Source organism: Arthrobacter sp. GAS37 (assembly GCF_044908325.1).
GTDB lineage: Bacteria > Actinomycetota > Actinomycetes > Actinomycetales > Micrococcaceae > Arthrobacter > Arthrobacter ramosus.
In genome coordinates this window covers 339,428-365,883 of record NZ_JBIYDB010000001.1, presented here as the reverse complement: position 1 = coordinate 365,883, position 26,456 = coordinate 339,428, and the positions used below count along the sequence as shown (strand labels likewise).

27 protein-coding genes are annotated in these 26,456 nt (G+C 63.7%); 17 read left to right on the top strand and 10 right to left on the bottom strand.

The window, feature by feature from the left end; all coding sequences use genetic code 11:
* The first annotated feature begins 52 nt into the window (after positions 1-52).
* The 3 genes from ABH924_RS01720 to ABH924_RS01710 all read left to right on the top strand — a co-directional run bounded on the left by ABH924_RS01720 (position 53) and on the right by ABH924_RS01710 (position 2,269).
* The gene (locus ABH924_RS01720; RefSeq protein ID WP_404496410.1) at positions 53-1,291 is read left to right on the top strand and encodes an MFS transporter; all 1,239 of its coding nucleotides are present in this window, start codon (positions 53-55) and stop codon (positions 1,289-1,291) included.
* 91 nt (positions 1,292-1,382) lie between these two features.
* On the top strand, positions 1,383-2,045 hold the full coding sequence (locus ABH924_RS01715) for an ArsR/SmtB family transcription factor (protein WP_404496408.1): 663 nt from the start codon (positions 1,383-1,385) through the stop codon (positions 2,043-2,045).
* Positions 2,042-2,269, top strand: coding sequence for a 2-nitropropane dioxygenase (locus ABH924_RS01710; protein WP_404496406.1), 228 nt, complete (start codon positions 2,042-2,044; stop codon positions 2,267-2,269). Before ABH924_RS01715 ends, ABH924_RS01710 begins: the two co-directional genes overlap by 4 nt.
* Before the next feature lie 46 nt (positions 2,270-2,315).
* On the opposite strand, the gene ABH924_RS01705 is transcribed toward ABH924_RS01710, so the two are convergent.
* Positions 2,316-2,819, bottom strand: coding sequence for an Lrp/AsnC family transcriptional regulator (locus tag ABH924_RS01705; protein ID WP_234748448.1), 504 nt, complete (start codon positions 2,817-2,819; stop codon positions 2,316-2,318).
* A gap of 131 nt (positions 2,820-2,950) precedes the next feature.
* Between ABH924_RS01705 and ABH924_RS01700 the strand changes: the two genes are divergently transcribed.
* Complete coding sequence (locus ABH924_RS01700) at positions 2,951-4,114, top strand: trans-sulfuration enzyme family protein (protein WP_404496403.1); 1,164 nt, start codon at positions 2,951-2,953, stop codon at positions 4,112-4,114.
* Between the two features lie 6 nt (positions 4,115-4,120).
* Here ABH924_RS01700 and ABH924_RS01695 read toward each other — a convergent pair whose 3' ends face one another.
* On the bottom strand, positions 4,121-5,437 hold the full coding sequence (locus ABH924_RS01695; protein WP_404496401.1) for an MFS transporter: 1,317 nt from the start codon (positions 5,435-5,437) through the stop codon (positions 4,121-4,123).
* 66 nt (positions 5,438-5,503) lie between these two features.
* Here ABH924_RS01695 and ABH924_RS01690 point away from each other — a divergent pair, with 66 nt between their 5' ends.
* Both ABH924_RS01690 and ABH924_RS01685 read left to right on the top strand, forming a co-directional pair.
* Positions 5,504-6,478 (top strand): LysR substrate-binding domain-containing protein, encoded by a 975-nt coding sequence (locus ABH924_RS01690; protein WP_404496399.1) that lies wholly within the window; start codon positions 5,504-5,506, stop codon positions 6,476-6,478.
* 34 nt (positions 6,479-6,512) lie between these two features.
* Entirely contained in the window at positions 6,513-7,427 is a 915-nt protein-coding gene (locus ABH924_RS01685) for an N-acetylglucosamine kinase (protein WP_404496398.1), read from the top strand.
* Between the two features lie 129 nt (positions 7,428-7,556).
* Here ABH924_RS01685 and ABH924_RS01680 read toward each other — a convergent pair whose 3' ends face one another.
* Positions 7,557-8,600, bottom strand: coding sequence for a pirin family protein (locus tag ABH924_RS01680; protein ID WP_404496397.1), 1,044 nt, complete (start codon positions 8,598-8,600; stop codon positions 7,557-7,559).
* 56 nt (positions 8,601-8,656) lie between these two features.
* On the opposite strand from ABH924_RS01680, the gene ABH924_RS01675 reads away from it, so the two are divergent.
* The 7 genes from ABH924_RS01675 (at position 8,657) to ABH924_RS01645 (ending at position 15,032) form a co-directional block, all read left to right on the top strand.
* A complete protein-coding gene (locus tag ABH924_RS01675; protein ID WP_234748429.1) occupies positions 8,657-9,115 on the top strand; it encodes an NUDIX hydrolase in 459 nt (152 codons plus the stop codon).
* Positions 9,116-9,252: 137 nt separating this feature from the next.
* Positions 9,253-10,338, top strand: coding sequence for an ABC transporter ATP-binding protein (locus ABH924_RS01670; protein WP_404496395.1), 1,086 nt, complete (start codon positions 9,253-9,255; stop codon positions 10,336-10,338).
* Positions 10,338-11,048 carry an ABC transporter permease gene (locus tag ABH924_RS01665; protein ID WP_234748426.1) on the top strand — a complete coding sequence of 237 codons (711 nt, stop codon included), beginning with the start codon at positions 10,338-10,340 and terminating at the stop codon, positions 11,046-11,048. The genes ABH924_RS01670 and ABH924_RS01665 overlap by 1 nt, the downstream gene beginning before the upstream one ends.
* A complete protein-coding gene (locus tag ABH924_RS01660; RefSeq protein ID WP_234748423.1) occupies positions 11,045-11,791 on the top strand; it encodes an ABC transporter permease in 747 nt (248 codons plus the stop codon). Before ABH924_RS01665 ends, ABH924_RS01660 begins: the two co-directional genes overlap by 4 nt.
* Positions 11,788-12,732 carry an ABC transporter substrate-binding protein gene (locus ABH924_RS01655; RefSeq protein ID WP_234748420.1) on the top strand — a complete coding sequence of 315 codons (945 nt, stop codon included), beginning with the start codon at positions 11,788-11,790 and terminating at the stop codon, positions 12,730-12,732. Before ABH924_RS01660 ends, ABH924_RS01655 begins: the two co-directional genes overlap by 4 nt.
* A 173-nt stretch (positions 12,733-12,905) precedes the next feature.
* Positions 12,906-14,126, top strand: a complete 1,221-nt coding sequence (locus ABH924_RS01650) for a pyridoxal phosphate-dependent aminotransferase (protein WP_234748417.1) — start codon at positions 12,906-12,908, stop codon at positions 14,124-14,126.
* Positions 14,127-14,177: 51 nt separating this feature from the next.
* Positions 14,178-15,032 (top strand): polyphosphate kinase 2 family protein, encoded by an 855-nt coding sequence (locus tag ABH924_RS01645; RefSeq protein ID WP_404496392.1) that lies wholly within the window; start codon positions 14,178-14,180, stop codon positions 15,030-15,032.
* Here ABH924_RS01645 and ABH924_RS01640 read toward each other — a convergent pair.
* Positions 15,029-15,286: an exodeoxyribonuclease VII small subunit gene (locus ABH924_RS01640; RefSeq protein WP_234748412.1), complete on the bottom strand. Its 258-nt coding sequence runs from the start codon at positions 15,284-15,286 to the stop codon at positions 15,029-15,031. The genes ABH924_RS01645 and ABH924_RS01640 overlap by 4 nt on opposite strands.
* A 3-nt stretch (positions 15,287-15,289) precedes the next feature.
* Entirely contained in the window at positions 15,290-16,630 is a 1,341-nt protein-coding gene (gene xseA / locus ABH924_RS01635) for an exodeoxyribonuclease VII large subunit (protein WP_234748646.1), read from the bottom strand.
* Positions 16,631-16,970: 340 nt separating this feature from the next.
* Between xseA and ABH924_RS01630 the strand changes: the two genes are divergently transcribed.
* Together ABH924_RS01630 and ABH924_RS01625 are read left to right on the top strand one after the other, a co-directional pair.
* Positions 16,971-17,783 carry a hypothetical protein gene (locus ABH924_RS01630; protein WP_404496390.1) on the top strand — a complete coding sequence of 271 codons (813 nt, stop codon included), beginning with the start codon at positions 16,971-16,973 and terminating at the stop codon, positions 17,781-17,783.
* On the top strand, positions 17,780-18,865 hold the full coding sequence (locus ABH924_RS01625; protein ID WP_234748406.1) for a 4-hydroxy-3-methylbut-2-enyl diphosphate reductase: 1,086 nt from the start codon (positions 17,780-17,782) through the stop codon (positions 18,863-18,865). Before ABH924_RS01630 ends, ABH924_RS01625 begins: the two co-directional genes overlap by 4 nt.
* A gap of 7 nt (positions 18,866-18,872) precedes the next feature.
* Here ABH924_RS01625 and ABH924_RS01620 read toward each other — a convergent pair whose 3' ends face one another.
* Complete coding sequence (locus tag ABH924_RS01620; protein WP_404496388.1) at positions 18,873-20,090, bottom strand: DNA recombination protein RmuC; 1,218 nt, start codon at positions 20,088-20,090, stop codon at positions 18,873-18,875.
* 122 nt (positions 20,091-20,212) lie between these two features.
* On the opposite strand from ABH924_RS01620, the gene ychF reads away from it, so the two are divergent.
* Positions 20,213-21,298 (top strand): redox-regulated ATPase YchF, encoded by a 1,086-nt coding sequence (ychF, locus tag ABH924_RS01615; protein ID WP_404496386.1) that lies wholly within the window; start codon positions 20,213-20,215, stop codon positions 21,296-21,298.
* A 164-nt stretch (positions 21,299-21,462) separates the two neighbouring features.
* On the opposite strand, the gene ABH924_RS01610 is transcribed toward ychF, so the two are convergent.
* The 4 genes from ABH924_RS01610 to ABH924_RS01595 all read right to left on the bottom strand — a co-directional run bounded on the left by ABH924_RS01610 (position 21,463) and on the right by ABH924_RS01595 (position 24,362).
* Positions 21,463-22,230, bottom strand: a complete 768-nt coding sequence (locus ABH924_RS01610) for an SCO1664 family protein (protein ID WP_404496384.1) — start codon at positions 22,228-22,230, stop codon at positions 21,463-21,465.
* Positions 22,230-22,784, bottom strand: a complete 555-nt coding sequence (locus tag ABH924_RS01605; RefSeq protein ID WP_404496382.1) for a DUF3090 domain-containing protein — start codon at positions 22,782-22,784, stop codon at positions 22,230-22,232. Before ABH924_RS01605 ends, ABH924_RS01610 begins: the two co-directional genes overlap by 1 nt.
* Positions 22,785-22,808: 24 nt before the next feature.
* Complete coding sequence (locus ABH924_RS01600; RefSeq protein ID WP_404496380.1) at positions 22,809-23,501, bottom strand: histidine phosphatase family protein; 693 nt, start codon at positions 23,499-23,501, stop codon at positions 22,809-22,811.
* 81 nt (positions 23,502-23,582) lie between these two features.
* Positions 23,583-24,362: an alpha/beta fold hydrolase gene (locus tag ABH924_RS01595; protein WP_404496378.1), complete on the bottom strand. Its 780-nt coding sequence runs from the start codon at positions 24,360-24,362 to the stop codon at positions 23,583-23,585.
* A gap of 177 nt (positions 24,363-24,539) precedes the next feature.
* Between ABH924_RS01595 and ABH924_RS01590 the strand changes: the two genes are divergently transcribed.
* Positions 24,540-26,213, top strand: coding sequence for a GNAT family N-acetyltransferase (locus ABH924_RS01590; RefSeq protein WP_404496376.1), 1,674 nt, complete (start codon positions 24,540-24,542; stop codon positions 26,211-26,213).
* Positions 26,214-26,456 lie beyond the last annotated feature (243 nt).

The window sequence follows — 26,456 nt, the reverse complement described above, 5'->3', positions numbered from 1 at the left end:
CCCGGCCCACAAGGCCAGGTTCCGTGATGGCCGCTGAGGCGAAGGCACGGAAATGACTGTCTTTAGCGAACTGCGCATGCGCCAGGCCACCGCCGGGCGCTGGGGCTGGGATGCTTCCACCACGGCAAGGCCGGTCCTGGCCGGCGCCGTCATGTTCACACTGCTGGTCGGTGCCAACTTGGCGAGCCCGCTGTATCCGCTGCTTCAGGCGGAACTGGGAATCACTTCACTCGGCGTGACCATTGCCTTTGCAAGCTACGTCCTGGCACTCGTGGCGGTGCTGATGCTCGCCGGCCACTGGTCGGACCATATCGGCAGGCGTGCGGCGCTGGTACTGGCAGTCCTCGTGGGCTTGATGGGCGGCCTGGTTTTCGCCAACGCTGACAACCTCCTGATGCTCTCGGCCGGCCGGATGCTCCAGGGCGTTGCCGTGGGCCTTGCTACCGGAGCGAGCTCTGCGGCTTTGCGTGAATTGCTTCCGTCCCGGCCCGAGTGGGCTTCCCGTTTCACTTTGCTGTCTTCCTCCGGAGGTGTGGCCGCCGGTCCTGCCATCGGTGGACTGCTTTCGCTGCTCCCGGGTGCCACGTCAACGCCGTTCTTCATTCACGCGGCCGTCCTCCTCCTTTTGTTGGTCCCGCTGTGGCTTCTCAAGGCACGCCCGGCGATTCGGCCTGCCGAAGGCCCTCGTCCCTACACGGTGCTCGCCCCACGCCGGCCCTCCGTATCGCGGGAAGCCAGGGGAGCGTTTTGGCTGGCCTCAAGCGTGGGGTTCCTCAGCTTTGCCGTGTTCGGATTCTGCCTTTCGCTCGCGCCCGGCTACTTCGCCGTCGTCGTACATGCCGATTCCCGCCCCATGACCGGGCTGCTCGCCGGGCTCACGCTCGGAGCGTCCGCGCTCAGCCAATTGCTGAAGGTCCGCGGCCGTTTCGCCGTGCCCGCTGGACTGGCGGTCCTGGGAGTTTCCATTGTGCTGGTCGGCGCGGCGGCATCCCTGTCCAGCCCGGTGCTGCTGGTGGCAGCGAGCCTGTCCGCCGGGGTAGGGCAGGGGATCGCCTTCCGGCTGGTGTTCAACGACGTTGCCAGCAAGGTGGAAGCGTCCCGGCACGCCCAGATCATCAGCACCGTCTACGTCATCACCTACCTTGGCAGCGCTGTGCCGGTCATCGGGTTGGGTCTGGCCGCCTCGGCCATCGGGCTGGGCGCCGCTGCCAGCTATTTCACTGTGGTGTGTGGGCTGGCAGCTGCTGTGCTCGCCGTCATCTCCTTCCGCAGGGTGCTCCGCAAGGGCTGACTGGCTGTTCGTCTGACAAGCCCAAGTTTGCAAAGATTGATTTGCAAAGAAAGTCTTGCAAAGGTTTCTTTGCAAGAGTAGCGTTTCCGGCATGGAGAAGGTTCAAGAGCCGGAATTCCCCGTCCGCAAGGTCGATACGGCGTCCCTCAAAGCGCTCGCGCACCCCTTGCGCGTTCAAATCCTTGAGATGCTGTCCCGTTATGGGCCACAGACCGCCTGCAGCCTGGCCGAACTCCTCGACGAATCCAGTGGCGCTACGAGCTACCACCTTCGGCAACTCGCCAAGTTCGACTTCGTCCACGAAGTCCCAGGCAAGGGGACAGCACGGGAGCGGTGGTGGGAGCGGCCCAGGGGAGCCATCCAGATCACTTCGCCCGAGTTGGCCCATTCGCCGGCAACGCAGGAGGCATCGCGGCTAGTCACGCGCGAGTTCGAACGGAGCAGGCAGGCTGTCCTCGCGGACTTCATGGCTCACGGCATGGACTCCTTGGACGAAGACTGGCTCGACGCTGCCATCGTCAACACCGCCAACGCCCGGATGTCAGCCGAGCAGCTCGGACGCTACGCCCACGCCATGGAAGCCTTCGCCCGCAATCTTTTGGAGGAAATCCGGAGCGAACCCGAGGCGGACGATGCCCGCCCCGTGCAGATCCATTTCAACGCATTCCCCATCCTGGGCGTCCCGGCGTGGGCCGGAGACAAGAAATCCCGCGACGCCAAGTCGCACGCAGCAACCGAAGGGAAAGAGTCATGAGCACTGCGACCGCATCATGCGGCACCTACCGCCGGCCCTCCATGCTCGAGTCGGCAGCCGCCGGAATCGGAACCAGCCTGGTTTCGTGGGCCGAGCGCAGGCGCTACATTCCTCCGGGCGACCTGGCCGTGCAGCGAGCGGCGCTCACGCGCCGGCAGGAACTCGATGATTTGCGCCAGGACGCCATTGGGGCCGCTCACTCGGGCCTCGAGCCACGCCACTGAGTCGAGCCGCGTCGAGCGACGGCAGAATCACTCGCGAAGTCAACCGCTATTCCGGCAGCGGCCCGTGGTTGCCCTGGATGTGGGCAAAGACCAAAGTGGTCTCGGTATGGCCCACCACCGGGTCCGTGGCGAGGTTGTCCAGGACCCAGTCGCGGAGGTCGTCGGTGTTGGCTACGGCGATGTGCAGCAGGTAGTCCACGGAGCCCGAAGTGTGGAACGTGGAGATCACTGCAGGGAGGGCGGGAACCCGTGCCGTAAAGCGGTCGATCTGGTCGCGGTCATGGGCGCGCAGGCGCACGGCGATCAGGGCCTGGACCGATCGGCCGATTGCCGGGAGGCTGAGCACAGCTTCGAAACCCTCGATAATGCCGCGTTCGGAGAGCGACCGCGTACGCATAAGCGCCGTCGACGGAGCAATTCCGACCAGTTCTGCCAGCTGCTTGTTGGAGATCCGGGCATCGTCAACCAAGGCTGCGAGGATGCGTTCGTCGATCGCATCCAAGGGCTCGCTGATGCCGACGGGCCGAAGGTTCTTCGGGGTGGTGGTCACGGATCCTCCTGAAAGTGCTGTCTATTCATCATAGGTGCCAGTTTCCACTCAATCCATTCATTTGCACTGTCAATCTCCGAATTATTGCCAGATACTGACCGAATTCAACGGTGAATAATTCAAGGAGAGCAGTGACAGCCATAGATACACTCGCAGTCCACGCGGGCCGGACAGGACTCACGGAACAAGGCGTGCACGCCGTTCCCATCGACCTTTCAACTACTGCGCCTTTGCCTTCTGTTCACGACGGCGGCCTCGCCTACGAGCAGATGGCCACGGGCGGCGTGCCCCTCGACGGTCAGAGCACGGTGTACCAGCGTCTCTGGAATCCTACGGTAGCCAGGTTCGAAGACGGCGTCGCGGCGCTCGAAGGGGCAGCCCAAGCTGTCGGTTTTGCCTCAGGGATGGCCGCCTTCAGCGCAGTGCTGCTCGCCGCCCAATCAGAAGGCAAGGCACATGTGGTTGCAGTGCGACCCCTTTACGGCGGTACGGACCACGTTCTGGCCAGCGGCCTGCTTGGCAATCAGGTCAGCTTCGTCAAGGCCGACGGCGTGCGGGATGCCCTTCGCCCGGACACCGGCCTGGTGGTGGTGGAAACGCCCGCAAACCCGAGCCTGGACCTTGTGGACCTTAACCGCCTGGTGGCCGACGCCGGAGACGTTCCGGTTCTCGTTGACAATACTTTCGCGACGCCGATCCTCCAGCAGCCACTCAAGCACGGCGTCGCGATGGTGCTCCACAGTGCCACGAAATTCCTGGGCGGCCATGGCGATGCCATGGGCGGCGTGGTGGCAACGAGTGCGGAGTGGGCAACGCGGCTGCGCCGGGTCCGTGCCGTGACCGGGGGCATCCTGACTCCATGGCCCGCCTACCTGTTGCACCGGGGCCTGGCGACTCTTCCCATCCGGGTACGTGCCCAGCAGGACCACGCCCACAAGATCGCGGCAGCGCTCGCAGGCCACGAACTCGTGGCCAAGGTGTACTACCCGGGGCTTCCCGAGTGCGATCCCTTGCATTTGGTAGGTACGCAGATGAGTGGCCCGGGCTCGTTGATCTCTTTCGACCTTGAATCGGCCGAGCACGCGGAGCGCATTCCCGGCGCGGTCCGCCTCATCACGCACGCAGTGTCGCTGGGCGGAATCGACACGCTGATCCAACACCCCGCCGGATTGACCCACCGCCCGGTGGCCCCGGAGGCCAAGCCCCAGACGCGCATGCTCAGGCTTTCCATCGGTTTGGAAGATCCGGCCGACATCGTCGATGACCTGGTCCAGGCAATCGAGTCCACCCGTTAGCGCCTGCTACTTTCCCTGACGTGCCGGTTCCAAGGAGCCGACGACGGCGACCTGGCGCGCGGCGGATCGGTGCACGACGGCGGTGATCACCGCCGTCGTGCACCCCAGTGCGATGACCGTCCAGGCGAGTGCGGTCCAGCCGAAAGCCTGGAAGGCGAGTCCGCCGGCCCAGCCAATAATGCTGGAACCCAGGTAGTAGGAGAGGTTGTACAACGACGCTGCTTGCGCGCGGCCGCTCGTCGCGATGGTCCCGGTCCAGCCTGCTCCGATGCTGTGCGCGGCGAAGAAGCCGCCGGTGAAGACAACCAAGCCCGCCAGAACCGCGGCGATGTTGTCCCACAGGGTGAGTCCTAGGCCGGCCGTCATGGTCGCGATTCCGGCGAGCATGACCGTGCGGCGGCCGAAGCGCATAGACAATCCGGCTCCCCAGCGGGAGCTCACGGTACCGGACAAATAGGCGAGGAAAATCAGGCTGACCACGGTGGCGGGCAGTCCGAAGGGCGCCGCATGGAGGCGGAATCCGAGGTAGTTGTAGACGGCCACGAAGCCACCCATCAACAGGAACGCTTGAACATAGAGGGCCAGCAGCCGTGGATTGGAAGAATGGCCCGCCAACGTCTTCATGGCCCCGCGGAAACCTCCAGCGGAACTTGGTGTGAAGCGGCGCGGTTTCGGGACCAGCAGCAGGAACAGTGCGGCCGATGCCGTCGCAAGGATGGAGACTGCGAAGGCGGCGGCCCGCCAACCCCACAATTCACCGATGGGTCCCGCGAGCAAGCGCCCGGCAAGTCCGCCGAGGGTGGTGCCGGCTACGTAGCTGCCGGCGGCCAGCGCAGCGTGCACTTTGTTCACTTCCTCATTCAAGTACGCGATGGCGATCGCCGGAATACCGCCGAGGGCCATGCCCTCCAGCGCCCTCAAAGCGAGGACCAGGGGAAAGGTGGGGGCCAGGGGGACGAGCAGGCCCAGGACGGTGGCTGCCGCGATTCCGATGGCCATCGCACGCACGCGGCCGATCTTGTCGGCGACGAAGGACCAGGGCAACACTGTTGCCGCGAGGCCTACCGTGGCCAAGGAGATGGTGAGCGCTGCCTCTGCCGCCGTGATGTGCAGCTCGTTTGCCATGAGTGGCCGGACGGCTTGGGTGGAGTACAGCTGCGCGAAGGTTGCCACACCGGCGAGGGCCAGGCCGGCCAGGATCCGCCGGTAGGCAGTGGAGCCCTTCAGATGGCCTTCCCAATCGGACTCTGCGGGGCTCGTGGATGCTGCGCTTGTACTCACCTTTCCACAGTAGGGTGAGCAGAAGTGATGATTCCAATGCATGATTCACTTAGGATTGATAGCCAAAATGGATGATTTTGAAGATGGTCAATCTGAGGGTGGACAGGCATGGACATCGAACACAAGCAACTGGTTCAACTACTGCCGTTGCTGCCACTGCTGGCCGAACTTGGCCGGACAGAACATGTCACCGAGACGGCCGAGCTGCTCGGAGTACCCCAATCGACGGTGAGCCGGGCGCTGGCCCGGGCTAGCGCCGTCGTCGGGACCGAACTCCTTATCCGTGAAGGCCGCGGCGTCCGCCTGACCCCGGCCGCCAAGACCCTTCTTCCCTACATCGAAGCGGCGCTCGCGGAATTCCAGGCGGGACTGGACGTGGTCCGCCACGAATCCGATGTTGTCCGCGGCCGAATCGCGGTGACCTTCCAGCACACTTTCGGCGAGGCCACGTTGCCGCTGCTCATGAGCGCGTTCCGGAGCCGGCACCCCTCCACGGCTTTCGAACTCAGCCAAGGAGCCCGTGCCGCCTGCCTTGAATTGCTCATTGCCGGTGACGCCGACTTCGCCTTGACGGCACCCGTGGCGGCTCCGGGCAGGAACCTCGACTCGGCGGCGCTGTACCGCGAGCCGTTGCGGCTGGTGGTCCATCACCGCCATCCGGTGGCCCGGCGGCCCAGCGTGCGGCTCGCCGAGCTCAAACACGAGCCGTTCGTTTCCATGGGGCCAGGCTTCGGCCTGCGCTCGCTGACCGACGCGATCTTCCGGGATGCGGGCTTTCGCCCAAGGGTTGCTTTCGAGAGCCAGGACTCGCATACCATCCGTGGTCTCGTGTCCGCTGGATTGGGCTACAGCATCCTGCCGCCGGGAGGGCTAGGTCCGGGACCTCAAGGGGTTCTGGATTCCACGGACCTGGGGTGGGTGGAGGTATCGCTCGACTCGGAGCTCGCATACCGGGAGATTGGGATTACCTGGCGTGAACGGCGCAAGGAACCCGATCCCGTCAGGCTTTTCCGCGAACTGGTGCTTTCTGAAGGACCGGGGCTGCTTGCGGGCCTTGTCAGAGCGCGATCCGGAACCCAATAGAACCACCCGGTGCGCCCGCGCTAGGCTTTTGGACGTGGAGACTGCAGAAAACACGACCCCCCGGCCCGATGCAACGGTCATCGGGCTCGACATCGGCGGCACGAAGACCCGCGGTGTCCGCTTCGAAGACGGCAAGCCGGTCCGCGACGAAAGCACGGGGAGCTCCAACGTCCAGAACGTCAGCCGGGAGACGGCGGCGAAGAATCTTGCCGAGCTCTTCGCCATGATCGGTGGCGGCGACGTGAGCCGCGTCCTTGCCGGCGCAGGCGGAATTGACACCGACGCCGATGCCCGCGCCCTGGCCGAGCTGATCGAACCGCATGTCCCAGGCGCACAGGTCACGGTGGTCCACGATTCCCGCCTGCTACTGGCGGCAGGCCGGGCCAGCACGGGAGTGGCTGTCATCGCCGGGACTGGATCCGCGGCCTGGGGAAAGAATGCCGAGGGGGAAGAAGCCCGTGCGGGTGGCTGGGGCTTTCTCCTGGGCGATGAGGGCAGCGGTTACTGGCTGGGCCGGGAGGCAGTGCGTCACAGCCTCCGCCGGATGAACAAAGGACTGGAACCGGATGGCCTCACAGCGGCCCTCCTGGAATCCTGCGGGGTGGACAACCCCAACAAACTCATCGCGCTGTTCCATTCGGAGGACACCGACCGGCGGTACTGGGCCCAGCGCGCAAGCGCCGTAGTCGAGACTGCGCGAGAAGGGCTCGAGATCAGCCGCCAACTGCTGGACCAGGCGGGACGGGATCTCGCGGAGCTGGCGGCGCAGGCAGTCCGTCAACTTGGCCTCCCCGGACCGGTGATTCTCGGCGGCGGGCTCGGCATGAACGTCGAGCCCTTGCAGTCCGCTTTCCGGGCGGGACTGGCCGCACACGGAATCACCGATGTGCGGGTCCTGGACCAGGAACCGGTTTTCGGTGTGCTGCGGATTGTTGCAGAGCTTCCGTAGGGCGGACATTGCGCTGACTCGTTGGCGACTCGCAAATGACTGGCGGATACGGAGAAAGACTGGCGACCCTCGGATACCGGTGTCCTGAGTCCTGCTGCGTGTCGCCAAACTTTTTGGGTGTCGCGAGGCTTAGTCAGTAGCCCTGTTCCGGGACCTGGGCTTGAGCTGGACCCCTGGCATGGGCGGTGCGGGGATGCGCCCGGCTTCAGCTCCGGCGTCGGGCCCGTGGCCATGGATCCAGCCGAACCGCGAAGCGCGGGCGTCCTCGTCACTCAGCAGCGCCTGGGCTTCCCAGTCTTCGCGGGCCTGCTCCACTTCCTCGTGCGTCCGGCCCACGAAGTTCCACCACATCAGGATGTCCTCTTCGAAAGGTTCACCGCCCAGCAGCATGAAGCGGGTTCCAGGAGCTGCCTCGAGGCGGAGCGATTCCCGGCCCATGCCGAGGAATGCCAAGGGCCCAGGGTCGACTTCTTGGCCGTCGATCACCGCGGAGCCGTCCAAGACGAGCACGGCATGCTCGAATTCGGGGTTCAGCGGCAGCTCGACGGCGCCCGAGGCTGAGATTTCGACGCCGACAATCGGGCTGTACATAATGGCGGGGGAGCGCTGTCCGGCGAATTCGCCCACGAGTACCGTCGCCGTGAAACTGTCCGTGGCGACCACCGGCAGGTCGACGATCTGCTGGAACGACGGCGCCCGGTGCCTTACGCCGTCGGGCAAAGCAACCCACAACTGCAGGCCCCGGGACAGCGGCAGGAGGGTGCCGCCGTCGGGCGCGTCCGGGTGAAGTCCTGCCGGCAGGACGCCGAACTCGGAATGCGAAATGCCGCGGCCAGCCGTCATGATGTTCAACTGCCCGGGACGGACCAAGACGTCGCTGCCGACGCTGTCGCGGTGCCGCACCTCGCCCTGGAGGGGCCACGTGACCGTCTGCAGTCCCATGTGCGGGTGGGGGAGGACGCTCATCGCGACGCGGTCCGGGCCGAAGCTGTCCAGGAAGCACCAGGCTCCTACCGTCGGCATACCGCGCTGCGGGAGGGTGCGGGAAACATTCATGGCCCGGACGCCGCCCAGGGGAACTTCGCGGGCCGGCCAAAGCTGTACAAAAGGTCCCTGTCCGGGGTGTCCGGCCGGGCAGACTTCCTGGGACGGGGCCGTTTCCAAGTTGGTCACAATACAACTCCAAGTGCTGAACAGTGTTCCCTCCAGCTTAGGCCTAGGCTGGCTCCATGAGCATGCAGTTCGACACCCGCCCGGCCGCGTACGGAGTGGTCATCCGCGACGGAGCAATCCTTCTGGCCTATTGGAAGCAAGACGGCAAAGAAGGCTGGACTCTCCCCGGGGGAGGATTGGACCTGGGGGAGCATCCGGTGGACGGTTGCCGCCGCGAGATCCAGGAGGAAACCGGGTACGACGCCGATATCGGAGCGATGCTCGGCATCGACGTCGGCCACTGGCCGGGTGAGGGGCGGCTGGACGGATCTGACCGTGATTTCCAGGCAATCCGGCTGGTCTACGAGGCAAGCATCACGGGCGGCGAATTGACCCACGAGATAGACGGCAGCACTACCCACGCCGCCTGGGTGCCGTTGGGCAAGGTTCCCGGACTGAACCGGGTGTCCCTGGTCGATATCGGCCTTCGCCTGCACCGTGAGCGACCCCTCAACGGAAAGCTGCCGACGCCCTGAGGATTGCCGATTCATTACGGTCTTCGCGCCTGCGCTGACATCGTCGGTGGTGCTGGTTAGGCTGTAGAACATCAGTTCGCTGTTGATTGATTTCCATCGTTGATATTTGCGGCCCGAAAAGTTAGGTAAGCCCCGGAATGGCTGAAGCCATGATTGAGTTCCAGAGCGTCACCAAGCAGTATCAGGGCGGGCAGCCCGCGGTTGATGGATTGAGCATGTCCATCGACAAAGGTGCCATCACCGTATTCGTCGGACCCTCGGGCTGCGGAAAGACCACTTCCCTGCGGATGATCAACCGCATGGTAGAGCCGACATCGGGCACCATCACTGTTGCCGGCAAGGATGTTTCGAACGAACCGGCCGCCCAATTGCGGCGCTCCATGGGTTACGTCATGCAGTCTTCGGGACTCATGCCGCACCGTTCGGTGCTGGACAATATTGCCACCGTTCCGCGGCTCAACGGCGTTTCCAGGGCAGCGGCCCGCAAACGCGCGGAAGAGCTGCTCGACGTCGTCGGGCTGGCTTCCGTGCTCGGCAAGCGGTACCCGTCCCAATTGTCCGGCGGCCAGCAGCAGCGCGTCGGGGTAGCCCGCGCGCTCGCAGCAGACCCGCCCGTGCTGCTCATGGATGAGCCCTTCAGCGCGGTGGACCCCGTGGTCCGCGACGAACTCCAGCAGGAACTCCTCCGGCTCCAGCGCGAACTGGCCAAGACCATTGTCTTCGTCACCCATGACATCGATGAGGCCACCGTTCTCGGCGACAAAGTGGCCGTTTTCGCCGTCGGGGGCAAACTGGCGCAATACGCGGCACCCGAAGAGATCCTCCGGGCGCCTGCCAATGACTTTGTAGCCTCGTTCGTGGGCCGCGACAGGGGATTCCGGCACCTTGCCTTCAACGGGGCTGATGCTGTTCCCGTGCATCCGGTCAAGACCGTGGAGGCCCCGCAAGGTGCCGAGGGCAGCAGCGAATGGGCCTTGGTGCTCGACGGCGACTCCCGGCCGATGGGATGGGCTTCGCCGCGCGACGGTGCGGGGCTGGTTCCCGGAGGTTCCTTGTTCCGGCGCGGGGACACGCTCCGCCGAGCGCTGGATGCCGCGTTGTCTTCACCTTCGGGCCTTGGCGTCGTGGTGGATGACGACGGCAGGCTCGCGGGCGTCCTCAAAGCCGATGAAGTGCTGGCGCTCATCGAACAGACGCGGCATAACAGGGAGGACGCCCGCTGATGGAATGGTTCCTGGCGAACAGCGGCATGGTCTTCGAGCGGGCGGGCGAGCACCTTGTCCTGGCTTTGATTCCCATGGTTTTGGGTCTGCTCATTGCGGTGCCCTTGGGGCAATTGGCCCGCCGGAACCGTGCCCTCAGGACCGTTGTCACCACGGGAAGTTCCCTCCTGTACACCATTCCTTCCTTGGCGCTTTTCATCATCCTGCCGCCGATCCTGGGAACCCGGATCCTGGATCCGCTCAATGTCGTGGTTGCCCTCACCATGTATGCCGTCGCCTTGCTGGTGCGGGCTGCCATGGACGCCTTCGATTCCGTGGACGACGACCTCCGCATGGCGGCAGTGTCCATGGGATTCAAACCGACCGCACGGTTCCTGCAAATCGACCTTCCCCTTTCCTTGCCCGTGCTTTTTGCGGGCCTCCGCGTGGTGTCCGTCAGCAATATCTCCCTCGTGAGCGTCGCCGCGCTCCTGGGGGTCGGAAACCTGGGAATGCTGTTCACCGACGGGCTGCAGCGCTCGTTCGTCACTGAGGTGATGGTCGGCATCATCGCGATTCTCCTGCTGGCCCTCATCATGGACACGTTCCTGGTCCTGTTGGAGAAGCTGCTCACGCCCTGGACGCGGGCCGGTGCGGTCACCGCCAAGCAAGATGCCAAAGCAGGGCGGTTCATCGCAGATACCCGGATCCATGCGGAGGCAGGTCGATGAGCAATATCTTCGTTGACACCCTCGCGTGGCTCACGGATCCGGCTCACTGGTCAGGAAGCGGCGGAATCGCCACGAGGCTCCTGGAACACCTGCAGTACTCCGGGCTGGTCCTGGTGATTGCCGCGGCCATCGCCGTGCCGGTGGGCCTCTTCATCGGCCACACCGGACATGGACGCGTCGTTGCCGTGGCGTTCGCCGGCGCCTTGCGGGCCCTCCCCACCCTCGGCCTGCTTGTCCTCTTCGCCCTGTTGGCTGGAAGCGGACTCATGCCACCTGTCTGGGCCCTGGTCATCTTGACAGTGCCGCCTCTCCTGGCCGGGACCTACGCCGGGATTTCCAGCGTGGATCCAACGGTGGTTGACGGAGCCCGGGCCATGGGCATGACAGAACTGCAGATCTTGTTCCGTGTAGAGCTGCCCAACGGGCTTCAGGTCATGTTCGGCGGCATCCGCACGGCTGTCCTCCAGGTCATCGCAACGGTTTCCGTAGTGGCGTATCTTCCGCTGGGCGGCCTGGGGCGTTATCTTTTTGACGGGTTGGTCCTTCAGGACTTCCCCCGCATGCTTGGCGGGTCACTGCTCATCGCGGCGTTGGCAATCGCCGTCGACCTCATTCTGGCCATGGCGCAGAGGATCCTCCTCCCGCCCGGACTTTCCATCGATTCCAACGGCGGCCACAAGGCCGCCGGAGATCTCGCAGCCGCCGCACCAGCGGGGGCTGCCGTTCAAGGAGGTACCGCATGAAGCAACCCGTCACCCTGACCCGCCGCGGACTCGGCGGCCTGGCGGCCGGAGTCGGCATTGCGCTTGCACTGAGCGCATGTGGTGGAAGCCCGCTGTCCAGCCCGTCCACCAGCGCTCCCTCCGGGGCCGGCGGCTCGCTCACTGTGGGCTCGGCAGATTTCCCCGAGAGCCAGGTCATCGCCGAAATCTACGCCGGAGCACTGAACGCCGCCGGCGTCACCGCTACGACGAAGCCCAATATCGGATCCCGCGAGATCTACTTCAAGGCCGTACAAGACGGTTCGATCGACCTGGCCCCCGACTATTCCGGCAATCTGCTGTCCTACCTGGACACCGCCGCCGCTCAGGTCTCGGCCGATGACGTCTACAAGGCGCTGCCCGGGAAGCTTCCACAGGGCCTGGGAGTGCTCGACCCCGCCAAGGCCGAAGACAAGGACGCCATGGTTGTGACGAAGGCCACGGCGGAGAAGTACCAGCTCAAGTCCATCGACGACCTCGCCAAGGTCTGCGGGGACTTCACGATTGCGGCACCGGCAACCTTTGAGACACGCGCCTACGGGCTCCCGGGCCTCAAGTCCAACTACAACTGCGTGCTCAAGGGCCTGAAGCCGTTCAGCGACGGCGGCGGGAACCTCACGCTGCAGGCCCTGCTGTCCAACGACGTCCAGGTTGCCGACATCTACACCACCACGCCGTCCATCCAGGACAACGCCCTGGTGGTCCTGGATGATCCCAAGAACAACTTCAAGGCCCAGCAGGTCCTCCCGCTGTACAACATGGCCAAGATGACGGACAAGGCGAAGACAGCCCTCAACAACGTATCCAAGATCCTCACCACGGACGACCTCATCAACCTCAACCGCGCAGTCAGCGGCAACCAAAAGCAGAATCCCAAGGACGCTGCGACCGCTTGGCTCAAGGACAAAGGGATCGTGAAGTAAGTCCCCACCGCCTCCCTCGCCTCGCTCCGCTCGTCCAGGGAACCCTCGGCGGCGGAGGCCCCTGCAAAGGACGACGGCGGCGAGGAACCCTTTGGGGGCCTCGCCGCCGTCGTCGTCGTGAATGTGAGTGATGTCTCAACGGAAGTACATCCCCGGTATGGCATATTTGATGAATGGCAGAATTCAAGCAGTCCACCAAGCTTCATAATGTCCTTTACGACATCCGTGGACCGATTCTTCAGGCCGCCCAGCAGATGGAGGCAGAGGGTCACCGCATCCTCAAACTGAATATCGGAAACCCGGCACCGTTCGGATTTGAAGCGCCGGACGCGATCTTGGTGGACATGATCCGCCATCTGCCCCATGCCCAGGGATACAGCGATTCGCGCGGAATTTTCTCGGCCCGCACCGCCGTCTCGCAGTACTACCAGACCCGCGGCATCCAAAACATCCACGTTGACGACATCTACCTTGGCAACGGGGTCAGCGAGCTCATCACCATGTCGCTCATGGCTTTGCTGGAAGTGGGAGACGAGATTCTCATCCCCACTCCCGACTACCCGCTCTGGACCGCCTCGGTGGCATTGGCCGGCGGCCGTCCGGTCCACTATCTGTGCGACGAAGAATCGGGTTGGCAGCCGGACCTTGAGGACATGGAATCGAAGATCACGCCTCAAACCAAGGGCATCGTGGTCATCAATCCCAACAACCCCACGGGTGCCGTGTACCCGGAGGAGACCCTCAAGAAGATCGTGGCCCTCGCCGAAAAGCATGGCCTTGTGGTGTTCGCCGATGAGATCTACGAGAAGATCCTCTACGAAGACGCTGTCCACGTGAACCTTGCCGGGCTCACCGGCGACGACGTGCTCTGCCTGACGTTCAGCGGACTGTCCAAGGCCTACCGGGTGTGTGGCTACCGCGCGGGTTGGATGGCCATCTCCGGACCCAAGAAAGACGCCGCAGACTACCTCGAAGGCATCAACCTGCTGGCCAACATGCGTCTGTGCGCCAACGTGCCGGCACAGCATGCCATCCAGACCGCCCTCGGCGGACACCAAAGCATCAACGACCTTATCCTGCCCGGCGGCAGGCTCCTTGAGCAGCGGAACAAGGCCTTCGATCTGCTCAACGCCATCCCCGGCGTCAGCACTCAACAGGCCCGGGGTGCCCTCTATCTGTTCCCGAAGTTGGATCCCGAGGTCTATCACATCCGCGACGACGAGAAATTCGTCCTCGACCTTCTCAAGGAACAAAAGATCCTCGTCTCGCACGGACGGGCCTTCAACTGGGTGCGTCCTGACCACTTCCGCATGGTGACCCTGCCGAACGTCAAGGATATTGAAGAAGCGGTTGGCCGCATGGCGGACTTCCTCGGGCGGTACCAAGGCAACTAGCCTGTTGTGCAAGCCGCGACGAAATGCGGCCGGACCAGAGGGGACGTCGAAATGACCGGGACCAAGGAGTTCACCAAGCAGGTATCCACGATCTTGAAGGCCGGACCGGGATTCTCGCTGGACGCAGTAGACCCTGAATCGACGCCCGGCTACAAGGGAAAGAAGTCTGACGGCGTCGCCTTGCTGGCGGCGCAGGACGGTCGTTTGGACGTCCTGCAGGAGATGCTCTTTGCCGAGGGAAAATTTGGCAGCTCCAAACGAGTCCTGTTGATCCTGCAAGCCATGGACACCGCGGGCAAAGGCGGGATTGTTGAGCACGTCGTCGGATCGATGGATCCCCAAGGTGTCAAGGTTGTTCCGTTCAAGGCGCCGACTGATGAGGAGAAAGCCCACGATTTCCTCTGGCGGATCGAGAGGGCCCTGCCCGACGCCGGATTCGTCGGGGTTTTTGACCGATCCCACTACGAGGACGTGCTGATACACCGAGTGCACGGTTGGGCCAATGAAGCTGAACTCGAACGGCGCTATGCGGCCATCAACGAGTTCGAGGCACGCCTCGCCGAACAAGGTACGGCGATCGTCAAGGTCATGCTCAACATCAGCCGCGATGAACAAAAAGCGCGCTTGCTGGCACGATTGGATGACCCGTCCAAGCACTGGAAGTACAACACGAGCGATCTCGAGGAACGCGCGTTTTGGGATTCCTATATGGACGCCTATCAGCTGGTCTTCGAGAAGACCTCAACCGAGGTGGCGCCCTGGTATGTGGTTCCGGCGAACAAGAAATGGTTTGCGAGGATCGCTGTCCAGGAGCTTCTACTCGAGGCCCTAGGGAAGCTGGACCTGCGATGGCCGAAAGCAGACTTTGACGTGCCGGCGGAACGGGCGATGGCCGTCCAATCCTAAGGGGCCTTCGCGTCGTCCTCGCTGTTGTTCCGGGCCGCGGCCAACCTCCTGCGGGCACCCTCCAACCACTCTTCGCAGCGCTTCGCCAGAGCCTCGCCGCGTTCCCAGAGGGCGAGTGATTCCTCAAGGCTTGCCCCGCCGGCTTCAAGGCGGCCAACCACTGCCATCAGCTGCTCGCGGGCTTCCTCATAGCTGAGAGCATCAAGGTCCTCAGCGGAAACCTTGGCCGCAGGGGATGTGTTTTCTGCTGTCATTTCTTAGTCCTCATTTTGCTGGTGCTTGCTAGGTTGTCCGGCCGCTGCGGCGGCTCCGGAAGATACGGCGGCAAGGCGGCCCTCCGCCAACCGGAGGGTCAGCTCCGTGCCGTCAGGCGCTTGGTCAGGGCTCCGGACGACGTCGTGGCCGACCCCGTCCGCTCCCGCAACCTGGACGACGGCGTACCCGCGGTCCAGTGTTTTTTGGGGGGACAACGCCCTTACCTGGGCGCGGAGGTGGCGCACTTGGTCAAGTGCGCGGACGACTGAGGAACTCACCGCGGTGTGGGCATGTTTCCGGAGCCGTTCGACGTCCTCTTCCCGTGCCGTGACCATTCCCTCGGGGGACGCCAGCACAGGGCGGGATCTCAACGCGTGGAGTCGATCCGTTTCGCGGTCTACCAGGCGTCCCACTCCGCGGCGTAGCTGCTCCCGTGCCTGACGTACCCTCGCAAGTTCCTCGACGACGTCAGGGACGATCCTCTTTGCGGCGTCGGTGGGCGTGGACGCGCGAAGGTCGGCGACATCGTCCAGGATGGGATGGTCGGCTTCATGGCCAATCGCGCTGACCACCGGAGTTGCCGCTGCGGATACTGCCCGGACCAGATCTTCGTTGCTGAACGGAAGCAGATCTTCCAAGGCTCCGCCACCGCGCGCGATCACGATCACATCCACGTGCGGATCGGCGTCGAGTTCCTTGAGTGCAGCCAAGATCTGACTGACTGCGGTGACACCCTGGACTGCGACCTCCCGGACGGCGAATTCGACGGCGGGCCAGCGAAGGGCTGCGTTGCGCAGGACGTCTTTCTTGGCGTCGGAATCGCGGCCGGTGATGAGCCCGATCCGGTGGGGGAGCAGGGGCAGCCGCTTCTTCCTCGAGTCTGAAAACAGCCCTTCAGCGCCAAGGGCCTGGCGCAAGCGCTCGATTCTCGCGAGGAGATCGCCGAGGCCGACGGGACGGATGTCCTTGATCGACATATTGAGCCGACCGGTCTTGAGCCAGAATTCGGGTTTCACCAAGGCCACGACGCGCGAGCCACGCTCCAGCGGCATCTTCTGACGGTCCAGGACGTTGGACCACAGCGACGCGGGCAAGGAGATTTCGGCGTCGGTGTCCCGCAGCGTCACGAAAGCGCTGCCGCCGCGACGGTTGAGTTCGATGACCTGGCCCTCGATCCACGCGGCCGGGGCCCGTTCTATGTGGGTCTTGAGCTTGCGGGACAGCAGCTGCAGCGGCCAAGGATTGTCGGGACTTGTCTCCGACGCCGTCGCGGGCAGGGTTGACTCTGCCTTCGTGGATTCTTCTCCGGAGGACTCTTCTTCCTGGGCTCCCGGGTTCGGGATTCCTGAAATCGGCAACGCCCGCGGTGCGCCGCCGGGCACGGCATCATGGGACACGCGGATAGCCTCCTACTGGTGGCTCGTGCATGGTTCCGTCCTCGCTGGTACTTTGCTAAGGGGTGCCGGAAGCACTGCTGCTATGAGTGCTTCTGAAATCTTGCTACCGAAAAGCCGGTGGCAGGCTTCCAACTCTATCCATACCTTGTAGCATGCATGACCGACATTTACTCGTCGTCGCCCCGCCTGGAACCGCTGCACTCCAAACTTGAGGAATCCATTGCGCACGTTTGTCTCTGCAATCGCAGTGATCTTTGCCCTTTTGCTCACAGGAATTGCCGTCCCTATGGCATGGACGGACGCCAACATCGTCCGGGAAGACGGGTTTGTGGCGCTCACTTCTTCGATCGGAAAGGACCAGGCGTTCCAGGCGCGCCTGGCGGCCACCGCCGTCGCAAGCCTTGAATCCAAAATCAATCTGCCGGCGCCGGTGGAACAACTTGGCGCCACTTTCCTCAAGGATGCCGCCACCGCAATGTCCACGTGGCCCGAATACCCGCAAGCGTGGAATGAAACCGTACGCCGGAGCCACCAACTGAATTTCGCAGGCAATACCGGCCCCGGAAACTCGAGCTCCGGGACGGCCTTGGTGCTCGACGTCGGGCCTTTGGTCAAGCTCGCCGCAGACCGGCTCCACGCCGCAGCCGGCCTCCCCATTCCGACGCCGGACTCCACTCTGATCAACATCGGGGGTCCTGCCCAGCGCCAGCAAGTAGACGCCATCGCCGCGTATGCGCCGATGTGGTGGGTTCCCGGCCTCGGCGCCGTCCTGCTGTTTGCCCTGGGCCTGCTGGCCGCGAAGCGCAGAGGCCTGCTTCTCTTGTTCGCCGGACTGGGTTTGGCCGCAGTCGCGGCGCTGTGGCAAGTGGCAACGACGGTGCTGAAGGCCGCAGGCGATGCGGGCTTGGGCGGAACCGCCACGGGCGGCCTTTTCGCGCGGGAGTTGGTGGCGGCGTCGGTCGACAATTTCGCCGGCTGGATCACCATCGCCTGGATTGCGGCGGGAGTGCTTGCGCTTCTCGGCCTGATCGGTGTGATCTTCCCACGCAAGGGCAGGCCGAGCATGCGGGCGAACGCTGCCGGTAGCATGGAGGAATGACCAGCTCAGCAGTTTCCATTCCGATGCCCTCTGTCCCGCGTAGGCGTCGGACGCCGGAAGAGGTGCTGGCCACCGCTCCGGTCTCCGGCCCCAAACGAGTCTTGCTCGCGGCCCCCCGCGGATATTGCGCAGGCGTCGACCGCGCAGTCATCGCTGTGGAGAAGGCACTGGAACACTATGGGCCGCCGGTATACGTGCGTAAGCAGATCGTGCATAACGTCCACGTGGTCACCTCGCTGGAGGAGAAGGGTGCAATCTTCGTCGAAGAGACGGACGAGGTACCGGAAGGCGCCCTGGTGATCTTCTCAGCCCATGGAGTGTCCCCGGCTGTAGTGCAGTCGGCCGAGGACCGCGGCCTGCGCACCATCGATGCCACCTGCCCCCTCGTCACGAAAGTGCACCGCGAAGCCGTCCGCTTCGCCAAGGAAGACTACGACATTCTCCTCATCGGCCACGACGGTCACGAAGAAGTGGAAGGAACGGCGGGCGAAGCCCCGGACCACATCCAGATCATCAATGGTCCACACGAAGTGGACAAGGTCAAGGTGCGCAATCCGGAGAAGACCATCTGGCTTTCGCAGACCACCCTGAGCGTCGACGAGACCATGGAGACCGTCCGGATGCTCAAGGAGCGGTTCCCCACGTTGCAGGATCCGCCCAGCGACGACATTTGCTATGCAACCACCAACCGCCAAGTGGCCATCAAGAAGATTGCACCGCAGGCCGACCTCGTGATCGTGGTGGGGTCGGCGAATTCTTCCAACTCCGTGCGCCTCGTGGAAGTGGCGCTTGAGTATGGCGCCAAGGCCTCCTATCGGGTCGATTTCGCGAACGAGGTCGACGAGAGCTGGTTCGAAGGCGTCGCCACCGTGGGCGTCACCTCCGGCGCTTCCGTTCCCGAGGTCCTGGTCCAGGATGTTCTTCGTTTGCTGGCCGACTACGGATATGGTGCGGTTGAAGAGGTGGTGACGGCGGAGGAAGACCTGCTGTTCTCGCTGCCGAAGGAACTGCGCGCCACCCTCAAAGAGGCCGGAGACGTCACGCGCGCCTTGGGCGGACGCGGGAACCGGCCAACCTCGTAGTTGGGTCCTAGGCCGCGGATTCTCCTTCGATCAGTTCTGGTGCCGCAAGGGTCCGCGGCACTGCTTCCACTGCGGACGGTGACACCAGGCCGTCGGTGTCCATGGAGTTGAGTTTCCGCGCCGTCGGCAAGACGCGTGCTTCGAGCGTTCCGACGAGTGCGTTGTAGCGATCCACCGAGGTCTTCAACGACGAACCCAGCTTGCCTACGTTGTCACCGAGAGTCCCCATGCGTTCGTACAGCTGCCGGGCGAGCTCGAAGAGCTCCCGGGCGTTGTCCGTCAGGACGTCCTGGCGCCAGGTGAAGGCGACGGACTTAAGTACTGCCAACAACGTGCCGGGGGACGCCAGCACTACGTTCTGGGACAAGGCGTGATCCAAAAGTGCCGGGTCCGCTTCGAGTGCGGCAGCCAGGATGGATTCCGCGGGCAGGAAGCAGATCACCAGCTCGGGCGAGTTGCCGGGGATGTCCCAGTACTTCTTGGATCCCAGGGCATCCACGTGGGACTTGAGGGCCTTCGCATGTGCGAGAAGCAAAGCATCCACGCCATTGCCTACCGACAGGGCGCCGTTCCCATCCAGGTGCCTGGTGTTGCCCTGTTCCTGGGCAGCGAGGTAGGACGCCAACGGAACCTTTGCGTCCACCACCAACTGCTTTCCACCCGGCAACTGGACCACAAGATCCGGCCGGATGGCGTTGTCTACGGAAGCGGAATGCACCTGCTCGTGAAAATCGACGTGACGCAGCATGCCAGCGGCTTCCACTACCCGGCGCAGCTGGACTTCACCCCACTGGCCCCTGGCGCTGTTGGACCGAAGGGCGGAGGCCAGTGCGTGGGTGGAGCGCAGCAGTTGTTCATCGGACAGCCGGGCTTCCTGGAGCTGCTGGGCGAGCTGGCCGTACTGCTCCAAACGATCCCGCTCCAGAAGCGAGACCTGTTGCTGGACGGCCGTCAGCTTCTCGGCAACCGGGGCAAGGGCGCGCAACACACTGCCATCCTGGTTCCTGGACTCGTTCAGTTCACGGTTCTGTGACAACAGAAGCCGCCGTTCGGCGTCGGCGGCGGCAAACTGGGCGTTCACCGCGGCAAGCCGGGCCGAGACGCCGTCGAAATCTTCTTCAAGCGCGGCATTGCGGCGCCGAAACAGGAGGAAGCCAGCCACCAGCCCGGCGGCCGCTCCGAGAAGAAGCATGAACAAAGCGAGTATTACTGCAAAACCATCCATGTCTCCAACCTTGGCATAGGGGTCGGACAATATAGCGAAGCCGGGTCACGGCACCCGGGCGTGGGGTCCGGGGTTCTCCCCGCAAAGCGGAGAAGGGCACTCAACGGGTAGAATCAATGCTCGTGGCTCTTACTATTGGCATCGTCGGACTGCCCAACGTCGGCAAATCAACTCTTTTCAACGCACTGACCCGCAACCAGGTGCTGGCCGCGAACTACCCGTTCGCCACCATCGAGCCAAACGTCGGCGTCGTCAACCTCCCGGACCCGCGCCTGCAGAAGTTGGCGGAGGTCTTCGGATCGCAGCGCCTCCTGCCCGCCGTCGTCTCGTTCGTTGACATCGCAGGAATCGTCAAGGGCGCCTCAGAAGGCGAAGGCCTGGGCAACAAGTTCCTTGCGAACATCCGCGAAGCAGAAGCCATCGCCCAGGTCATCCGCGTCTTCGATGACCCCGATGTTGTCCACGTCGACGGCAAAGTTGATCCGCGCTCGGACATTGAGACGATAAACACCGAACTGATCCTGGCCGATCTCCAGACGATCGAAAAGGCCATTCCCCGGATCGAAAAAGAAGTCAGGATCAAGAAGCGGGAAGCCGCTGAACTCGCAGCTATCCTGGCTGCCCAGGCCGTGCTGGAACGTGGCGACACGATCTTCTCCTCGGTCAAGAGCGACAAGCTCGAGATGGAGCACCTCAAAGAGCTCAGCCTCCTCACGGCCAAGCCCTTCATCTACGTCTTCAACTCGGACGAAGGAATCCTGGGCAACCCGGAAAAGCAGGAGGAACTGCGCGCCATGGTGGCGCCGGCGGACTGCATTTTCCTTGACGCCAAGCTGGAATCGGATCTCGTAGAACTCGACGAGGAAGAAGCCCGCGAGATGCTCGAGATGAATGGCCAGGACGAATCCGGCCTCGACCAGCTGGCACGCGTAGGCTTCCACACGCTCGGACTGCAGACCTACCTCACGGCCGGTCCCAAGGAAGCCCGTGCCTGGACCATCCACCGAGGCGACACCGCGCCCCAGGCCGCAGGAGTGATCCACACGGATTTCCAGCGCGGATTCATCAAGGCCGAAGTTGTCTCCTTCGATGACCTCATCGCCGCCGGATCCATGGCCGAGGCCAAGTCCCGCGGCAAGGTCCGTATTGAAGGCAAGGAATACGTTATGGCCGACGGCGACGTGGTGGAATTTAGATTTAACGTCTAACCTCTGCGGGCCAGGGCAGGAAGTAGCCGGTCCTGGCGTGTCCCGAGGAGTGCAGTCGTGAGTGAGCCGTGCCTTTCTGCCGATGCGATCGCTGTACATCTCGGCGTGACCAAGGAGACCGTCTACATCTGGATCGCCGAACGCTCCAGGCCGGCCCACTTCCCTTAGAACAGCGGCCAGGGCACCGCCGACATCTCACCACTCGGAGCCGGAAACCGCCCTGCCAAGCGTAACCGGGCGCAGCGCGCGGCGAGCGATGCGATTTCTTCGGCGCTGAGCAATTCCGCCAGGTTTCGGCCCAGCTCACCGTGGAGTCCTTCGCTGACACGATCGATGCCGTCGCGTTCCTCGGGGGTCAGAGGGTCTCCCAGCCATCCCCACAGCACCGTGCGCAGCTTGTGGTCACGGTGAAAGGTGAGCCCATGGTCCACGCCGTGCCGGTGTCCGTCCGTCATGGCAAGAATGTGGTCGCCTTTGCGGTCGGCGTTGTTGACGACCGTGTCGAACACCGCCATGCGTCTGAGCGCTGGCGAGTCTTCGTGAACGAGGGTGACCATCCGTCCGTTCTCATCTTGTCCCTCGAGAACGTGTTTCCAGCCTGTCTTCGGCACGTGGTCTGTCGCGACCAGGTTCACGGCGTTTTGGGCGGGGTCTTGCTCCTGCCAGAGCTGCACCATTCCTTCGCCCATCGGACCATCGCGCAGCCAGGTGCGCGGCACGATGTCCCAGCCGAAGGCCTGCGAGACAAGGTAGGCGGCCACCTCCCGGTGTGCCAGGGTGCCGTGGGGAAAGTCCCACAGCGGAGTTTCGCCTGCTATCGGCTTATAGACGACCACTGCGTCGCCGATGCGGCCCAGAAATGTAGCGTTTGAAGCCGTCGTGATGCGGCCGGTGAGCGTCAGCTCGGCGGTCACTAGGTCCGGCGTTGGCATCAGGCCTCGGGAAGGGTGCAGATGTGCCCGTCGGCGTCTATGGGGTAACCGCAGAGCGGGCACGTCGGACGCCCGGCGCCCACGATCTCACGGGTGCGCTTGGCGAATGCGCGGGCGGTGCCGACCGGCATTCGCACCAGCAGCATTTCGGGCTCGTTAGCGCCGTCCTCATCAAGCGATGCGTCGTTGTCATCAGCATCGACATCGGTGATGGGGTAGGCCTCTAGTACGACCTGTGCCGTGGTTGGGTCCCAACCTAGGCTCATGGCGCCGGTGCGAAACTGCTCCTGAACGGCATCGAGTTGGTCATTGTCGACAAGTTCAACGGGAGTACCCGTGGGGACGCTGAAGGGGTTGCCTTCGACGGTGATGAGCTGGTCCAGAATTTCGTCGATCTTCTCCGCGAGCAGAGCCGACTGCTGTTTCTCCATGGCAATGCTCACGATCTGCGTCCCTGCGCGCACCTGCAGGTAGAACGTTCGCGCCCCCGGAAGGCCGATGGTGCCGACGACGACCCGGTCAGGCCAGGCAAACTCGTGAACACGTGTAGGCATGTCAGTATTCTAGGCACATGAGGTTCATGGCGCCTTTTGTCCTGCACCGCCGCCCACCGGCGCATCGCCAGGATGGATGCCGTTCGACAGCCACGACAGATCACCCGCGTCGGTGTTGGTCGCGTGGACGCTGGGCCGACTAGCGCCGTAGCGCACGATCGATACGGAGCCGGGGCCCACGGTAATACGCTGGAACAGGTCAAGGTGCATGCCGAGCGCGTCGGCAAGGATTGACTTGATGATGTCCCCGTGGCTCACCGCCACCCACACCGCTCCTTGCCCGTATTCGGCTTCGAAGGCTGCATCGTGGCGTCGAATCGCTGCCACCGACCGAGCCTGCATGGCGGCCATGGATTCACCGCCGGGAAAGACGACGGCGGACGGTTGGGACTGCACAACCGGCCACAGATCCTCGGTCGCGAGATCAGTGAGCGTGCGGCCCTGCCACTGGCCGTAGTCGCACTCGGTGAGATCGAGATCAACCGGCGCGTACGGCGTGCCAGCCTGGCGATCGAGGATGAGTTGAGCGGTCTGCTGACAACGCTCAAGCGGGCTCGACACCACCGCGACCAAGGGCACGGCCGCGAGCCGGTCTCCGGTCAGAGCCGCCTGGTCGCGCCCGATCTCGTCCAGGCTGACGCCGGCGGCCCGACCGGCCAGCAGCCCAGTGACATTGGCTGTGGTACGGCCGTGCCGCACGAGAATAACTGTCGCCATCCACCCAGCCTAACCACCCGCTCCGCTTCAACGTGTAATTAAAGTCTGCCTCAATGCGTGAGCAGTCGAGCGAATTGTCGATTAGCCCCGACGGGCGACATCTTGGCTCAGAATATTGGGCCACGTTTCGACATCTCCTGGGGTGCGGGCGACCCTCAGCGTTGCTTGCGGGAGCAGTGCGGCAAGAGATTCCGCGGTTGACAGCGGGTGGCCCGGATCATCGACCCACGCCAGGATTGTCGTCGGTACGTCGATTCGCGCGACGGCCTCAGGAGCAGGCAGATCGCTGAGTGCCGCTCCTCGAAACAACGACGGCAAGAGGGCGTCGGCGACGTCGGGCACCGTCTCCGGCGCACCAATTGTGGCCGGCGGAGGTGTTGCTCCGCGCGTGGTGGCGAGGAATGCCTCGACACCAACAGATTCGATGAGCGCCGCGGCAACCCGGTAGTTTGCAGCCTGTGCAGCCCGGGTTTCCCACGCGGTGGGTGGCACCATAAGCGTGAGCCCGGTAAAGCGGGCTGGCTCGCGGGAAGCGGCGTGCAAGAGTGTGCCGGTACCCATGGAGGGACCAACCCCGTGGACACGTTCGCCTGGGAACCAGTGATCGAGCAGTCGCAGGAGGTCGTCGGCGAGGTTTTGCCACTGATATTCCTCCGGAACCTTCCGCCCCGTCGACCGGCCATGACCGCGTGCGTCGTACCGCAGCAGTCGAGTTCCACTAAGCCCTCGACCGAGGTCGAGGTTGAGCACCCGATCGTGCGCGCGGCTTGAGGTAAGGCCATGCAGTTGGACAACCGGGTGTCCACCTTCGTCGCTCAAAGCAACCGCAAGCTCGGCTCCGGGAACCTCGAAAGTGGGCATCAGGCTCCTCGTTTCGTGACTGAACGCGTCACGTCGAGTGGCCGCGTTGAACATTCAGGCTATCTGGGGCGATAGGATACTGCCATGCGGCTGACCAACGTCACGCACCTGCGCCTCCCGTTTGGACGACTTTGGGGCTACGACGTCAGTGTGTCTGCGCTCGACCGACGTCTTCCAGTGTCCTTTGACCAGCGGCTCCATGTGGGGGCAGGCGACCGCCTCGGCTCCTGGATGGCATTGTCTTTTCGGCTGCCTTCACCCACCCGTCGTGAGTCAATTGCCGATGCCTGGCTGGCTGTCATCGCCCGTCATGGCACACTGCGAACGGCATTCGTGCCCGGTGCGGATGGTGATCCGGAGCTTCACGAGATTGATATTGGTCCCGGAACCTGGGTGGAGCATCAGGTCTCTCCTGGCCAGGCCGTCAATGACGCGGTGCGGGACATTCTCGATGCCGCATGTTCGCCATACGCACAGCCCTCACACCGGCTGTGCGTATTGGAGACTGCTGCTGGACTCACCGTGGTGATTGCGGCCGACCACGCCCACGTCGATATGTGGTCGATGCTGGTGATCGCGCGGGACCTGCTGTCGGCGCTCGATGCTGGGAGGGCGGGCCGTGAACCGTTGCCCGGGGCGGCGCCCGCATTTGTTGAACACACGCAAGCGCTGCTGGATCGGAATGCGGCGCCGGACCACGTGCGTCACCGATGGGAAGACATCATCCGGGACAGCGGCGGCGTCATGCCGCAATTCCCACTGCCCTTGGGTGCGCCAGATCCGCAGCGCGAGCGTGTCGAAGTTCGCGATGTGTTCGATCTCGACGACGGTGCCGCATTTGCTGCGCAGGCCCGCAACGACGGTGTCTCGACGCTCGCACTCGCTGTTGTTGCGATGACAGCGGTGACCCGCGAGTTGGCGGGAACCCCGCTGCGAGCCGTTTTTCCAGTGCACAGCCGCTTCGACGACCGCTGGCATGACTCAGTCGGCTGGTTCATTACCAATTCGGTACTTGAGTCGGCGGTCGCCGAGCCGCGCGCTGCGGCGGCCGCAGTAAAAGAGGCTGTGCAGCTTGGCTCGTGGCCTCTCGCGGACGTACTGGCTCCATGGGGCGGCATGCCCGCAGCTCCTGGTATGTTCGCGATCTCCTGGCTGGACCTGCGCAGGCTGCCGGTGCGAATCGACTCCGTCGGACTCGACGCCCAATATGTGAGCGCGACAATCGACACCGACGGCGTCATGCTTTGGTTCATCCTGGACGAGTCCGGTCTGCACTTGAGATGCCGTTATCCCGACACCGTTGAGGCTCGATCCAACGTCGGCGGATGGCTTGATCTGCTGGTCGCTCGTTTGCAGGCAGATGCGCGATCCTCGGTTCGAGGACTGCTGCGGGTGGAGGGCCGGACCTTCAGGCTGGAACGGGCGGGTCGCGATGATGTCGAGGCCATCGCCGCGCTGCTGTCTGATGATCAGTTCGGTCCCGATCGTGAGTGCGTCGAGCTCGAACAATACGAGGCAGCCTACAACTTGGTTGTTCGCGACAATTCCAACTATCTGGGCGTTGTCCGCAATGATGCCGGGCGCATCGTCGCCACGATGCAATTGACCGTCATTCCAGGTCTTTCCCGGGGTGGTTCTTCCCGACTACAGATCGAGGGACTGCGAGTCGCGGCCGCGGAACGCTCGCATGGTTTGGGCACCGCGATGCTTGAGTGGGCACATAACTTCGGGCGTGCGCGTGGGGCGCAACTGGCACAGGTGACCACCGACGAAGCACGGGAACGGGCTCGGGCCTTCTACGCCCGACTCGGATATCGGACTGCCCACGTAGGACTGAAACGGCGCATATAGACGTCGGCATAGGCCGGGCTAGTCTGTATTCGGGTACCAGACTACGGTCGCGGGCTCGCCGTCGTCGGACTCATTAGCGGATTGATCGTCCAGGGGTTGGCCGTGTGCCAAACCAGACCATTGGTATTCTCCGCCTGGGTGAATCTCCGGGAAGTCCGATACCTCGCCCTCGCTGCGTTCTTTATCGCGGGGACCGCCCTCATACGTGAATTTCTCGCCCATACACCTCAACGTAAACCCCAC

Bases quoted from the DNA above. Each gene is read 5' to 3' on its own strand.
- ABH924_RS01625 (WP_234748406.1), top strand. From the start codon at position 17,780: ATGACCAGCTCAGCAGTTTCCATTCCGATGCCCTCTGTCCCGCGTAGG.
- ABH924_RS01655 (WP_234748420.1), top strand. From the start codon at position 11,788: ATGAAGCAACCCGTCACCCTGACCCGCCGCGGACTCGGCGGCCTGGCG.
- ABH924_RS01695 (WP_404496401.1), bottom strand. From the start codon at position 5,437: ATGCATTGGAATCATCACTTCTGCTCACCCTACTGTGGAAAGGTGAGT.
- ABH924_RS01645 (WP_404496392.1), top strand. From the start codon at position 14,178: ATGACCGGGACCAAGGAGTTCACCAAGCAGGTATCCACGATCTTGAAG.
- ABH924_RS01610 (WP_404496384.1), bottom strand. From the start codon at position 22,230: ATGCCAACGCCGGACCTAGTGACCGCCGAGCTGACGCTCACCGGCCGC.
- ABH924_RS01660 (WP_234748423.1), top strand. From the start codon at position 11,045: ATGAGCAATATCTTCGTTGACACCCTCGCGTGGCTCACGGATCCGGCT.
- ABH924_RS01670 (WP_404496395.1), top strand. From the start codon at position 9,253: ATGGCTGAAGCCATGATTGAGTTCCAGAGCGTCACCAAGCAGTATCAG.
- ABH924_RS01710 (WP_404496406.1), top strand. From the start codon at position 2,042: ATGAGCACTGCGACCGCATCATGCGGCACCTACCGCCGGCCCTCCATG.
- ABH924_RS01690 (WP_404496399.1), top strand. From the start codon at position 5,504: ATGGACATCGAACACAAGCAACTGGTTCAACTACTGCCGTTGCTGCCA.
- ABH924_RS01650 (WP_234748417.1), top strand. From the start codon at position 12,906: ATGGCAGAATTCAAGCAGTCCACCAAGCTTCATAATGTCCTTTACGAC.
- ABH924_RS01640 (WP_234748412.1), bottom strand. From the start codon at position 15,286: ATGACAGCAGAAAACACATCCCCTGCGGCCAAGGTTTCCGCTGAGGAC.
- ABH924_RS01665 (WP_234748426.1), top strand. From the start codon at position 10,338: ATGGAATGGTTCCTGGCGAACAGCGGCATGGTCTTCGAGCGGGCGGGC.
- ABH924_RS01675 (WP_234748429.1), top strand. From the start codon at position 8,657: ATGAGCATGCAGTTCGACACCCGCCCGGCCGCGTACGGAGTGGTCATC.
- ABH924_RS01605 (WP_404496382.1), bottom strand. From the start codon at position 22,784: ATGCCTACACGTGTTCACGAGTTTGCCTGGCCTGACCGGGTCGTCGTC.
- ABH924_RS01595 (WP_404496378.1), bottom strand. From the start codon at position 24,362: ATGCCCACTTTCGAGGTTCCCGGAGCCGAGCTTGCGGTTGCTTTGAGC.
- ABH924_RS01600 (WP_404496380.1), bottom strand. From the start codon at position 23,501: ATGGCGACAGTTATTCTCGTGCGGCACGGCCGTACCACAGCCAATGTC.
- ABH924_RS01715 (WP_404496408.1), top strand. From the start codon at position 1,383: ATGGAGAAGGTTCAAGAGCCGGAATTCCCCGTCCGCAAGGTCGATACG.
- ABH924_RS01620 (WP_404496388.1), bottom strand. From the start codon at position 20,090: ATGGATGGTTTTGCAGTAATACTCGCTTTGTTCATGCTTCTTCTCGGA.
- ABH924_RS01720 (WP_404496410.1), top strand. From the start codon at position 53: ATGACTGTCTTTAGCGAACTGCGCATGCGCCAGGCCACCGCCGGGCGC.
- ABH924_RS01630 (WP_404496390.1), top strand. From the start codon at position 16,971: ATGGCATGGACGGACGCCAACATCGTCCGGGAAGACGGGTTTGTGGCG.